Annotated in this window: 1 pseudogene; it reads right to left on the bottom strand. The window is 54.2% G+C overall.

From position 1 onward, the window contains the following. Positions 1–127 precede the first annotated feature (127 nt). Positions 128–253 (bottom strand): annotated as a pseudogene (locus tag BV911_RS19025) (DDE-type integrase/transposase/recombinase); the annotation flags it as partial.

The raw sequence follows: 253 nt of genomic DNA, 5'->3' as shown, positions 1-253 counted from the left end.
CCTGCGCCATCCAAAACCATCCGCACGGCACGTTCGCGCACTTCAGGTGAATATTTGTTCGTTGTTTTGTTCATGATGCTCCATCCTACTCATGAGTTGGAGCCTCCGGCAAACCTGGCGCGGTTCAGTTCGATAATCGCCAGCTGAGCACCTTCCGACTATACCAGTCCATGACGGCTACCAGGTACAAGAACCCGCGGCGCATCGGAATGTATGTGATGTCAGTGCACCAGACTTGGTTGGGTCGCGTGAT

The organism is Pseudoruegeria sp. SK021, from assembly GCF_002119405.1.
Taxonomy (GTDB): Bacteria; Pseudomonadota; Alphaproteobacteria; order Rhodobacterales; family Rhodobacteraceae; genus Meridianimarinicoccus.
Note: the sequence above shows the minus strand (reverse complement) of the source record. Positions and strands in the feature narration are given on the sequence as shown.